General features: G+C 61.5%; 8 protein-coding genes and 1 pseudogene. 4 read left to right on the top strand and 5 right to left on the bottom strand.

All coding sequences use genetic code 11. The annotated features are described in order from the left end of the window. Positions 1–73 precede the first annotated feature (73 nt). Positions 74–904, bottom strand: coding sequence for an alpha/beta fold hydrolase (locus ATY29_RS25525; RefSeq protein ID WP_097533240.1), 831 nt, complete (start codon positions 902–904; stop codon positions 74–76). A gap of 446 nt (positions 905–1350) precedes the next feature. Next, positions 1351–2301, bottom strand: coding sequence for a helix-turn-helix domain-containing protein (locus ATY29_RS25515; protein WP_097533239.1), 951 nt, complete (start codon positions 2299–2301; stop codon positions 1351–1353). A 354-nt stretch (positions 2302–2655) separates the two neighbouring features. Here ATY29_RS25515 and ATY29_RS36995 point away from each other — a divergent pair, with 354 nt between their 5' ends. From ATY29_RS36995 to ATY29_RS25495, 4 genes and pseudogenes are all read left to right on the top strand, one after another. Next, positions 2656–3207, top strand: a complete 552-nt coding sequence (locus ATY29_RS36995) for a hypothetical protein (RefSeq protein ID WP_165779359.1) — start codon at positions 2656–2658, stop codon at positions 3205–3207. An 8-nt stretch (positions 3208–3215) separates the two neighbouring features. Beyond that, positions 3216–4658 carry a M81 family metallopeptidase gene (locus ATY29_RS25505; RefSeq protein WP_097533237.1) on the top strand — a complete coding sequence of 481 codons (1443 nt, stop codon included), beginning with the start codon at positions 3216–3218 and terminating at the stop codon, positions 4656–4658. A 47-nt stretch (positions 4659–4705) separates the two neighbouring features. Beyond that, positions 4706–6487, top strand: a pseudogene (locus ATY29_RS25500) (gamma-glutamyltransferase family protein). 258 nt (positions 6488–6745) lie between these two features. Continuing rightward, the gene (locus ATY29_RS25495; RefSeq protein WP_025417316.1) at positions 6746–8080 is read left to right on the top strand and encodes a glucoamylase family protein; all 1335 of its coding nucleotides are present in this window, start codon (positions 6746–6748) and stop codon (positions 8078–8080) included. Positions 8081–8102: 22 nt separating this feature from the next. On the opposite strand, the gene ATY29_RS25490 is transcribed toward ATY29_RS25495, so the two are convergent. The 3 genes from ATY29_RS25490 to ATY29_RS25480 all read right to left on the bottom strand — a co-directional run bounded on the left by ATY29_RS25490 (position 8103) and on the right by ATY29_RS25480 (position 11884). Further along, entirely contained in the window at positions 8103–9140 is a 1038-nt protein-coding gene (locus ATY29_RS25490; RefSeq protein ID WP_003567489.1) for an ABC transporter ATP-binding protein, read from the bottom strand. Then, positions 9137–10804, bottom strand: a complete 1668-nt coding sequence (locus ATY29_RS25485) for an ABC transporter permease (protein WP_097533236.1) — start codon at positions 10802–10804, stop codon at positions 9137–9139. Before ATY29_RS25485 ends, ATY29_RS25490 begins: the two co-directional genes overlap by 4 nt. 63 nt (positions 10805–10867) lie before the next feature. Further along, complete coding sequence (locus tag ATY29_RS25480) at positions 10868–11884, bottom strand: iron ABC transporter substrate-binding protein (RefSeq protein WP_003567492.1); 1017 nt, start codon at positions 11882–11884, stop codon at positions 10868–10870. Positions 11885–12030 lie beyond the last annotated feature (146 nt).

Raw genomic sequence — 12030 nt, 5'->3', positions numbered from 1 at the left:
TCACCGTTGCTGCTCCCGATGGGCAGCGAGATGGTCGGTAACGATGGCGCGCGGATAGGTGAAGCGATGTCGCTCAGGCGGTGATGAAGGCCAGTATGTCGGCATTGACGACATCTGCGTGGGTCGTGCACAGCCCATGCGGCAGTTTCTCGTAGATTTTCAGCGTGCCGGCCTGCAGGAGCTTCGCCGACAATGGAGCGGCAGCACCGATGGGAACGATCTGGTCGTCATCGCCATGCAACACCAGCGTCGGCACGGTGATGCTCTTCAGGTCCTCGGTGAAATCCGTCTCCGAGAATGCCTTAATGCCTTCGTAATGCGCTTTCGCGCCGCCCATCATGCCCTGACGCCACCAATTTGAAATCACCGCCTGCGACGGCTCGGCACCTGGGCGGTTGTAACCGTAGAAGGGGCCGCTCGGAAAATCGCGATAGAACTGCGAACGGTTGGCAGCGAGCTGGCTGCGCAATCCGTCGAATGCCTCGATCGGCAAACCGCCGGGATTGGCGCCGGTCTTCAACATCGATGGCGGCACGGCCGCAATCAGGATCAGTTTGGTAACGCGACCTTTGCCGTAGCGCGCGACATACCGCGCGGCCTCACCACCGCCGGTAGAATGACCGACGTGGATCGCGTTGCGAAGTTCGAGGTAGTCGATCATTGCGGCAACATCGGAGGCGTAGTGATCCATGTCATGACCGTCGCTCACCTGGCTCGATCGGCCGTGGCCGCGGCGATCATGAGCGATCACGCGAAAGCCTTTGCCGAGGAAGAAGAGCATTTGATTGTCCCAATCGTCGGAGCTAAGGGGCCAGCCATGGTGAAAGACGATCGGCTGAGCGGACTTCGGTCCCCAGTCCTTGTAAAAAAGCTGGACACCGTCGCTGGTTGTAATGGAGGTCATTGTGCTGATCCTTTGGAGAATATTTGTTTCGGCGCCCGTCATTGCCGGACGGACAGTTGCTAAAGTCGGGTATGAAGCCGCTACGGGTCGCTTCGTTGCGACCGACCCGTAATCGGTGTCCCAGACCATCCTTTGTCGCCGCAGGATCCATTGGTATGGGTGCAATGGTGGTTTAGCGAAACACGTCTACGACTGCGCCAGAGGGATTGGCGGCATTGCAGAGCAATTGCGGTTTAGGGGGTTGGGTGCACAGCAGTTCATCGCCAACGTTTTACTGGCCAGCTTTCGAAATGTGGCGGCCGAGGCTGTTTGCGAGGCGCAGTCAAGTGAGGCTGCGACCAACGCCATGCCGGATTGCGCGGCATAGCCGCATACTCGAGCCGATGGCGTGGAAGCGAAGAACGGGACCGTCCGGAATCTGAGGCGAGGGCGACAGCTGATTACGGTCAGCCGTGGCGGCGGCGCCAATCAGTCGGTGTTTCACCGGTCAATTTTCGGAATGCAGCTGCAAATGCTGTTTGCGAGGCATAGCCGAGGGAGGCTGCGACCAACGCGATCGATTTTTGAGGATCGCGCAGCATGTTTATGGCTTGCTCGAGCCGATATTGACGCAGCCAGTTGTGAGGTGAAAGGCCCGTGCTTTCCTTAAAAGCGCGACAGAAATGAAAACGCGACAGCCCTGAATCGGCAGCGAGGGCCCCGAGGGAGACGTCCGCGTCGGCGTCCGACCGCAATCGTTCGATGGCCCGGCGCAGCACGCTCGGCGCGAGACCGCCGAGCGCCGGCTGATAGCTCGGTGCCTTGCCTGTGTGCGCAGCCAGCAGGCGCGTGGCCAGAAGGTCGGTCAACTGCTGCCTGAACAGTGTATCCAGTGCCGTATTGCCTTCCAGGACATCGGCTGCGCTCAGGAGCAATCGGGATGTAATGAGATCCGGATGCGCCGTTCGCTCCAAGAGATCGGTCGGCGTGAAAGTATCGGTTTCGTCGGCGATGCGCGTCAGCGTCGAGCGGGGAAGATAGAGCTGAACGACATCAACCGGTTTTGGAATATCCCATCGGGAGCTTGATCCCGCCGGGATGATGATCACAACTCCGCGACGAAACGTTCCGCTCTGGATCGATCTTCCGGACCGCCGTTCCATGCGCTGTATCGCGCCGTTGTAAGCCATGACGACGTGGTCGGTCATGGGCTCGACGACATCATGCAAAGGCCCGTGATTCCAGTGGGCGATGGCACCGCCGGAGGGGTCTGCCGCAAGATGAATTGGCGCAGTCCTCAGAACGCGCGACATCTCGTTTGCAGGATTGTGGTCAGCAGCCGGTATTTCGTCCCGGCGAGCCTCGATTGCCTCATCCGGCGAGCTCTCGAGAGGATTGCTGGAGCCAGGCAAGCTCATGGTTGCGCGCTCGTTGACAGGCGCTGCCTATGTGCGATCCCGACAACAATCGCGGGCTCATTGAGCATCCGCCTATAGTGGCCGACGTTGTCAGTCCTACTACCCATGACATGCCCCAATGTCGCGAGCGATTTCGCCGTGCTTTTGATTATTCGCGTTGTGCGATGCAGGGTAAATATCAAAAACTTTCGAGGGCAAAAACCTATTCTCTAGGACAGGTTGCCTTCGCCGTTGAACCTCGAGGACCTCCCTCGCAAGAGCTGATTTGACGCCTTGCGCCACGCCTCCGAGGTCATTTGGCAGGAATCCATGAGCTGATAGCCATCCTCGAAGAATACGACGGACAGCCTCTGAGTGGGTGGGCGCATCGACTTCCTGTTCGGCGAACCTGTCGAGCGCTTCGCTGAATTCATCGGCCAGCCAGACCCCACCATAATCTGTATAGCACTTCGGAATCCCGAAATTGGTTGCGGTTTTGAAATCATTGGATGTTTCCCCGCGGCGACATCGCCCAAAACGCGACGAATTTCGGAATCCCGAAGCGGGGGAATTTCGGGATCCCGAAGTGGGATTTTTCTTGATGGCGACGGCCGCGTTTGTCGGCAGCAATCGGCCCGGCATCCGACGGAAAAACCGAGGCGGTCGGAGGTTCACCGATTGACCTTCGACCTCGACGCCGGTTTAGAAGATCAAGATTGTAATTTATTTTGGTTGATTGGTTCGTTTGTAAACTTATTGTCGAGGCAAAAGCACGCGTCTTCGGATCGGATCCTGGATGTTCAGTTTATCGCAGCACGAACTCCTTCGCGCGACACCGATCCGCACCCAGCGCGTCGATGCCGGCGCTCGAGCCGGGTTGTCAGCATCGCCGCCCATAACTCCCTGATTGCTCCCAACATCAACTGAGGTTTCCCATGCGCATCGCCGTCGGTGGCATTCATACCGAGTGCAGTACATACAATCCCGTCCTGAACGAGGAGAGGGATTTTCGAATATTACGCGGCGAAGCGCTGCTGGCGTCTCCCTATTTCGCCTTCCTCAAGGATTATGACGCCGAGTTCCTGCCGACGATCCATGCCCGCGCTATTGCCGGCGGCCCAGTTTCGCGCGCCACCTATGAGGCATTCAAAGGCGAATTCCTCGAGCGGCTGAAGCCGATGCTGCCGCTCGACGGCCTCTATCTCGCCATGCACGGCGCCATGTATGTCGAGGGCATGGAGGATGCCGAAGGTGACTGGATCGGTGCGGCCCGTGAGCTCGTCGGCGAGGAGTGCACGGTTTCGGCCAGCTACGACCTGCACGGCAACGTCACCCAGCGCATCATCGATGCACTCGATATCTATTCGACCTATCGCACCGCGCCGCATATCGATGTCGAGGAGACGATGCGCCGCTCCGTCTCCATGCTGGTGAAGAGCCTGAAATCCGGCGTCAGGCCCGTCGTTCTCTGGGCGCCGATCCCAGTCGTGCTGCCCGGTGAGCGCACCAGCACCGTCGATGAGCCGGCTAAGAGCCTCTATGCCATGCTGCCTGAGATCGATAGGATCGACGGCGTCTGGGATGCGTCGCTGATGGTCGGTTACGTCTGGGCCGACGAACCGCGCGCCACCGCCGCCGCGATCATGACCGGCACCGACCGCGCCGCGCTGGAGCAGGAGGCCACACGTCTCGCAAGGGCCTACTGGGATGTACGCAAAGATTTCGTCTTCGGCTGCGAGACCGGCTCGATCGAGGAATGCGTCGCCAGGGCGATCGCAAGTCCGACCGCCCCTGTCGTGCTTGCCGAATCCGGCGACAACCCCACAGGCGGCGGCGTCGGCGACCGGGCCGACGTGCTGGCGGAGCTGATCGCCGCTGGTGCCACCGGCGTGGTCTTCGCCGGCATTGCCGACCAGGCGGCGACCGAGGCCTGTTATGCCGCAGGCATCGGCGCAGAACTGGAGCTCCGCGTCGGCGCCTCGCTCGATACCAAAGGCAGCAAGCCGGTCAATGCCCGCTTCACCGTCAAATTCCTGCACGAAACGTCGGATCCGGCCGACCGTCAGGCGGTGGTTTCGACCGGCGGCATCGATCTCGTGCTCTGCGCCAAACGCCGCCCCTACCACAACATCGTCGATTTCACCCGGCTCGGGCTTGATCCGCACAGCGCCAGGATCATCGTCGTCAAATCGGGCTATCTCTCGCCGGAACTGGCGCCGATCGCCAATCCCAACCTGATGGCGCTATCGACAGGTGTCGTCGATCAGTTCGTCGAGCGCCTGCCGCGGCTGCGCAAGCAGCATCCGACCTACCCCTTCGACAAGGATTTTGCCTTCGAGCCTCAGGTCTTCCTCTCCGCACGCTCGACGCGGGCCTGAACTTCGACCGATCGAACGAGAGCTGATTTCCCGGAAAGGCATCTGCAATGACCGCATTCACGACCCGTCCCGAAATCCTCGGCACCTTCGGCGTCGTCACATCGACGCACTGGATTGGCTCGGCGGTCGGCATGAGCATTCTCGAAAAGGGCGGCAATGCCTTCGATGCCGCGGTGGCGACCGGCTTCGTGCTGCAGATCGTCGAGCCGCATCTCTGCGGCCCCGGCGGCGACCTGCCGGCGGTGATCTATTCGAAGCAGAAGGACAAGGTCGAGGTCATCTCAGCACAAGGGCATGCCCCCGCCGGCGCGACGATCGAGCATTATACCAGCGAAGGTCTGACGCTGATCCCGGCGACGGCCTGCTTGCAACGGTCATCCCCGGCGCCTTCGACGGCTGGATGCTGATGCTGCGTGATTACGGCACGATGAGCGTGCGTAACGTGCTGGAACCGGCGATCTATTACGCCGAGCACGGCCATCCCCTGCTGCCGCGCGTCTCCGCCACCATCAAGGGGCTGGCGGCTTTCTTCGAGAAGGAATGGCCGACGTCCCACCAGACCTGGCTACCCGGCGGCAGCGTCCCCGTGCCACAAGCGAATTTCAGGAACGCGGTGCTGGCCGACACCTGGAAGCGCGTCATTGCCGAAGCCGAGGCGAAAAGCGGCCGCGAAGCCCAGGTGGAGGCGGCGCGCGACGCCTTCTATCGCGGCTTCGTCGCCGAGAGGATCGACGCCTACTTGAAGACCGCCGAAGTGATGGATGCGAGCGGCAGCCGTCACAGAGGCGTGCTGACCGCCAATGACATGGCCAACTGGTCGGCGACGATCGAAGAGCCGCTGACCTATGATTATCACGGCTGGACGATCGCCAAGACCGGGCCCTGGGGCCAGGGCCCGGTGTTCCTGCAGACGCTGTCGATCCTCAAGGGGTTCGATCTCACCGCGATCGACCCGGTCGGCGCCGAATTCGTCCATACCGTCGTCGAAGCGATGAAACTCGCCTTCGCCGATCGCGAAGTCTATTACGGCGATCCTGATTTTTCCGAGATTCCCATCGCGCATCTGCTGTCGGAGCCCTATGCCGCCGAACGCCGCAAGCTCATCGGTGCGGATGCCTCCTTCGATCTTCGCCCCGGCATCATTCCGGGCTTCGAGGCGCAGCATGATCTGACTTTGAAAATGCTCGGCGCCGATTCCAAGACCGGTGCCGTCTACGAGCCGACCATGGCGCATCTGGAAAAACGCGGTGACACCGTGCATATCGACGTGATCGACCGCGACGGCAACATGGTGTCCGTCACCCCCTCCGGCGGCTGGCTTCAATCCTCACCCACCGTTCCCGGCCTCGGCTTTCTGCCTCAATTCCCGCGCCCAGATGTTCTGGCTGAAGCAGGGCCTGCCGACCTCGCTCTCACCGGGAAAGCGGCCGCGCACGACACTGACGCCTTCGCTCGGCCTTTATGAGGGGCGGCCGACCCTTGTCTTCGGCACGCCGGGCGGCGATCAGCAGGAACAATGGCAGCTTTCCTTCTTCCTGCGCCATGCGCACCACAAGCTGAACCTCCAGGCGGCGATCGACCAGCCGCTGTTTCACACATCGCATTTCCCGAGCTCCTTCTATCCGCGCACCCGCGAACCCGGCAGCCTGATGGCGGAAGCGAATTTCGGCCCCGATGTGCTCGATGCGCTGACCCGCAAGGGCCACAAGCTGACGGTCACCGATCCCTGGACCATCGGCCGGCTCACCGCAGCAGGACGCGATGCCGACGGGCTGCTGCGGGCCGCAGCGACCCCGCGCCTCATGCAGGCCTATGCGGTTGGACGGTAAAGCCAAGCTTCGTCGGCTGCTCCAAAAAGAAACGAGAAAACAAGTACTGCGGGAAAACAGCCCGCGCTGGTAGCGCGATCGGAGCTTTTTGCTGCACCGCTTATATGACTTCTGCTAGATATTATTTCACCAATAATTATTAACGACCAGTTCCGCCCATTTGTGTTCTCTTATCCCTGCGAATCAAAAAGGTTTGATTTGCCCGGGGACGGCCGCCATGTTCAAGCATGGGGCGATGCAACAGTTGGGTAGGAGCCTATGCTGCAACGGATTGAAGACATTGATGCAGCACTCGTCGACAGGCTGCAGCATTCGGCATTCAAATACTTCCTGAAATATTCCAATCCCGAAAATGGCCTGGTGGCTGATACTTCGATCAGCGGCGTGCCGGCGAGCATCGCGGCCGTCGGCTTTGGGCTTTCCTCCTATCCTGTCGGTGTCGAGCGCCACTGGATCAGCCGCGGGGAAGCGGCCGAACGCACGGTCAATACGCTGCGCTTCTTCGCCGAGGCGCGCCAGGGCGAGGAGCGCCACGCAACTGGCCACCGCGGCTTCTTCTACCACTTCCTGCACATGGATACCGGCCATCGTGCCTGGAACAGCGAGCTTTCGACCATCGACACGGCGCTGCTGGTTGCCGGCATCCTGACGGCAGCGCAGTATTTCGATCGCGAGGATGACGAAACGGAAACGGAAATCCGCGAACTCGCGACCTTTATCTACGAGCGCGTCGACTGGCGCTGGGCCCTGAACAAGGGTGACACGATTTGCATGGGCTGGAAGCCCTCTTCCGGCTTCCTGCGCTGGCGCTATCACGGCTTCGACGAGGCGATCATCCTCTATGCGCTGGCACTCGGTTCGCCGACGCACCCTATCCCGCAGTCATGCTACGACGCCTTTACCTCGAGCTATTCCTGGATGCTGCACGGCGAACAGTCCTATCTCTATGCCGGGCCGCTGTTCATCCATCTCTTTTCGCATGCCTGGATCGATTTCCGCGGCATCCGGGACAGACCGATGGCCGAGCGGAACTGGGATTATTTCCGCAACACACAGGTCGTCATCAACGTCCAGCGGGATTATGCCGAGCGTAATCCCGGCAAGTTCGTCGGCTATAACAGGAATATCTGGGGCTTCTCCGCCTGCGACGGCCCGCCGCCGACACGGCGCATGCGCGGCGGCCGCCAGCCGAAGGTTCTGGGTTATGCCGCACGCGGCGCGCCGCTCGGGCCCGATGACGGCACGATCGCACCCTGGGCGGCGCTTGCCTGCCTGCCCTATGACAAGCAGGCGGCTCTCGACGGCACCAAGGCGCTGTTGACCACCTATCCGAACCTGCTGCTGGAAGGCGGCTTTCCCGGCGGCTTCAACCCGACGGTCAAGACCAAGCGGCCGGAAGGCTGGGTCGACGACCGCACCGTCGGCATCGACCAGGGTCTTGTCGTCATGACGATCGAGAACGAGCGCTCCGACTTCATCTGGAAGCTGATGCGGCAATCGCCGGTCATCCGCCTCGGGCTCGAGCGCGCCGGCTTTACCGGCGGCTGGCTCGATGGCATCGAGCCGGAAGATGTGGTGCGCAAGTTCGCCTGAAGTCGCTGCATGTCATCGGGCCTCAACTCTCGAAGACATGCGCCTTGCCTGCAATATCCAGGCGAACGAGATCGCCGCGCGCCGGCAGCGCGACGCTCGAGGTCTTGATCAGGATCGGCGGCAGGGCGACGCCGTCGAGCGAAACGGCAACGGTGCAGACCGCGCCACCGAACTCCACCTCGACGACACGCCCGCCATAGCTGCGATCGCCATCATCGGCAACGACGCGAATTTGCTCGGGCCGCAGCATGATCTCCGCCTTACCCTGACGATTGCCTTCGACCGCGACATTGCCAAGCGCGCAGTCTGCCTGGCCGTTTCGGATGATGGCCGGAAGCAGCACGGCATCGCCAAGAAACAGAGCCGTCTCGCGATCCCTCGGATGCAGATACAAGGATTGCGGCGACCCTGCCTGGATCAGCCGCCCTTCCCTCAGCACGGCGACCTGATCGGCAAAGGTCAGCGCCTCTTCCTGATCATGGGTGACGAGAATGGTGGTGATGCCGGCCGCCTGCAACACGCGCGCCACCGCCTTGCGCATATTCTCGCGCAGCCCGGTATCGAGAGCCGAGAAAGGCTCGTCGAGCAGCATCAGCCGCGGCTTGCGACCGAGTGCGCGGGCGAGCGCCACCCGCTGCTGTTGGCCGCCGGAAAGCTGATGCGGGCGCCGCACCAGCATGCCGCGATCAAGCTCGACCATATCGAGCAGCTCGACGATGCGCTTGTCGCGATCCACTGCTCCTCGCTCGAAACCGAAGCCGATATTCTCGGCAACGCTCAAATGCGGAAACAGCGCGCCGTCCTGCGAAACGATGCCGATGCCGCGCTTATGGGCCGGCATCGCCGCCGGGCCGTCGGCGAGCAACTCGCCATCCAGCGTTACCCTGCCGGCATCCGGCTGCTCGAAACCGGCAATGATGCGCAGCAGCGTCGTCTTGCCCGAACCGGAGGGGCCGACGACGGCGGTGCGGCTGCCCGCCTGGACATCGAGCGAAATATCCTTCAGCGCCTGCACCGGGCCATAGCGCTTGCTGATGTTCTCGATCGTAAGCAGCGTCATTGGCCGACGGTCCGTTTCGATTGGGTATGGAGTGTCAGGGTGAGCGGCAGCGACAGAACAATCATCATCAAGGCATAGGGTGCGGCCGAAACGTAATCGATCTCGCTGGTCAGCGACCAGAATCTGGTCGCCAGCGTATCGACGCCGTTGGGCGACAGCATCAGTGTCGCCGTCAATTCATTGGTGATGCCAAGCGCGACCAGCGCCACGCTGGCGGCTGCTCCCGGCGCTGCAAGCCGCATGGTGATCTGCCGTACGGCCTGACCCGGCGTGCGGCCGAGGCCCATCGCAGCGCGCTCCAGCTCCACCGGGGCCTGGGCGATGCTGGCGCGCAGCCCGACCATGGCGCGCGGCAGGAAAAGCATGACATAGGCAACGATGAGCGTTGCGAAGGTCTGGTAGAGCGGCAGCACGAGACGCACGGTGATCGTCACCAGCGCCAGCGCCACGACGACACCCGGCAGCGAGCCGACGTAATAATGGCAGGCTTCGAGCAGGCGTTGGATGCGGCCGGGCGCGCGCACGGAAAGCCAGGCCATTGGCGCTGCGGCAATCGTCGCCAGCACGCCGCCGGCAATGGCAAGCACGATCGTCTGCAAGAAGGCGCTGCCGACCTCGATGCGCCAGATCTCGGCGCCGCCGAGATAGAGCCAGCGGCCAAGCGTCACCAGCGGCACGCCGAGCGTCAGAACCGCCAGCGCCAAGGGCAGCAGGACGGCCGGCACCACGAACCAGCCGAGCCGCCGGCGGTCCGCCGGACGCGGCGAGCCGGAACCGACGCGGGCATAACGTTCGTTGCCACGCACCAGCACCTCGAGACCGAGCAGAAAGAGACAGCAGGCGACGAGCACGCCGCCGAGCATGTTGGAGGCCGGGCTGTTATAGGAGGACTGGAACTGGTCGACGATCGCCGTCGCGAAGGTGTCGAACCGGATCATCACGAACAGGCCGTATTCCGAAAGCAGATGCAGCCCGATCAGCAGTGAGCCGCCGCAAAGAGCAAACCTCAACTGCGGCAGCACGGCGCGGAAAAAGACACGCCAGGGATTGAGGCCAAGCGAGGCCGCCGCATCCTCGATAGCCGGATCGAGCCGACGCAATGCCGCGGCAAGTGGCAGGTAGAGGAAGGGATAATAGGCGATCACCGAGATGAAGACGCCGCTCTGCAGGCCGCGCATGCCGGGGACGAGGCTGACCCAGGCATAGCTGTGCACGAAGGCGGGCACGGCAAGCGGCGCGATCGCCAACCAGGCCCAGAGCCTGGCCAATGGAATGTCGGTCCGCTCGGTCAGCCAGGCAAGCGTCACGGCAAGGGCGATCGACAGCGGAATGGTGATTGTCTCAAGCAGAACCGTATTGACGAGAAGTTCGCCGACACGCGGCCGGAAGACCAGCGTTTTCACAGTTTCCCAGCCGACATCGTAGGTTATCCAGCCGATGAAGCCGAGCGGCACCAGGCTGAAGATCGCAACGACCGTTGCGAGAAACATCACCGAAGCATGCGGCATGCGCCCACGCGGCAAGAGCATTCGCGCGGCCTTCGGCGCGACCGGCGCCTCGTTGCCGGATGCGAGCAATCTGTTGTCCTGCAGCAAGGCCGATGCCTTCACACGCTGAAAAAGGAAGGCAACCGCTTTTGCAAAGCGGTTGCCGGATATTGTCATGCCCTAAGGTTTTCTTGAGCCAAAAGCAATAGTTTTGGTCCGGCGAAGCCTGCGGCAGAGGCGTCAGATCAGGCCGGCGGCCGTCATCAGCTCGACGACCTTCTTGCTATCAAGCGTCGAAGCTTCGACTTTTGGTGCGTTGAGATCGGCAAGTGGCGTGAGCTTGTCGTTGGAAGGCGCATCTTTGCCGATGGCATATTCATAGGACGTGCCGTTTTTGAGAACCGCCTGGCCTGCCTTGCCGGTAACGAATTTCAAGAAAGCCTGGGCTTCCTTCATATGCTGCGTCGACTTCAGGACGCCGCCGCCCGAAACGCTGACGAAAGCGCCCGGATCCTGGTTCTTGAAATAATGCATGCCGACATTCTTGCTGTTTTCGCCTGTTTTGGCCTGATCGCCGAACCAGTAGTAGTGATAGATGACCGCGCCTTCCACTTCACCGGCGTTGACCGCCTTCATGGCGACGCTGTTGCCCTTGTAAGGCGTGGCATTGTCTTTGAGGCCCTTCAGCCATGCCTTGGTGGCGTCTTCGCCCTTCAACTGCAGCAGAGCGGCGACGATCGCCTGGAAGTCGGCGCCGGCGGGTGCCGCACCCCACCGGCCCTTCCAGGCCGGATCTGCGAGATCGAGCAAGGACTTCGGCAGCTTGTCCTCGGTGAGCTTCGTCTTGTCATAGGCGAAAACCGTCGTGCGGGCGGCAATGCCCGTCCACATGCCGTCGGCCGGACGATACTGCTCGGGAACCTGATCCAGCGTTTGCTTTTCGACCGGAGCGAACAGGCCCGCCCCATCGACCAGCGTCATGGCCGGGGAATTCTCGGTCAGGAACACGTCTGCCGGAGAGGCGTCACCTTCCTGGATAATCTGGTTGGCGAACTGCATGTCGCCGCCCTGACGCATGGTGACCTTGATGCCCGTCTCCTTGGTGAAAGCATCGATCCATTCGCGGCCGAGGCTTTCATGCTGGGCATTGTAGACGACGAGACCTTCATCCTGCGCATGCGCGTTGCCGGCGAGCACAGTGGCGGAAAGAAGCGAAGCGGCAAGCGTAAGGGAAAAACGGTTAAGAGCAGTTTTCATGATGGCCTCCGTAGCGATGTCACCCGAGTTCTCCAGGGGCGATCAGAGGCGTATATTTTTCCTGACTAACAATTTCAAGTTTGGCCTGCGTGGAAAACGCATCACAATAACTTGACGAAACTTTTCATATTAAGAGGGAATAAATC

It is taken from the genome of Rhizobium hidalgonense, assembly GCF_002914525.1.
GTDB lineage: Bacteria > Pseudomonadota > Alphaproteobacteria > Rhizobiales > Rhizobiaceae > Rhizobium > Rhizobium hidalgonense.
This window is presented reverse-complemented; position numbering and strand designations above follow the sequence as displayed.

Excerpts from the sequence above, each read along its gene's own strand:
- ATY29_RS25525 (WP_097533240.1), bottom strand. The coding sequence starts at position 904 with ATGACCTCCATTACAACCAGCGACGGTGTCCAGCTTTTTTACAAGGAC.
- ATY29_RS25515 (WP_097533239.1), bottom strand. The coding sequence starts at position 2,301 with ATGAGCTTGCCTGGCTCCAGCAATCCTCTCGAGAGCTCGCCGGATGAG.
- ATY29_RS25505 (WP_097533237.1), top strand. The coding sequence starts at position 3,216 with ATGCGCATCGCCGTCGGTGGCATTCATACCGAGTGCAGTACATACAAT.
- ATY29_RS25495 (WP_025417316.1), top strand. The coding sequence starts at position 6,746 with ATGCTGCAACGGATTGAAGACATTGATGCAGCACTCGTCGACAGGCTG.
- ATY29_RS25490 (WP_003567489.1), bottom strand. The coding sequence starts at position 9,140 with ATGACGCTGCTTACGATCGAGAACATCAGCAAGCGCTATGGCCCGGTG.
- ATY29_RS25485 (WP_097533236.1), bottom strand. The coding sequence starts at position 10,804 with ATGACAATATCCGGCAACCGCTTTGCAAAAGCGGTTGCCTTCCTTTTT.
- ATY29_RS25480 (WP_003567492.1), bottom strand. The coding sequence starts at position 11,884 with ATGAAAACTGCTCTTAACCGTTTTTCCCTTACGCTTGCCGCTTCGCTT.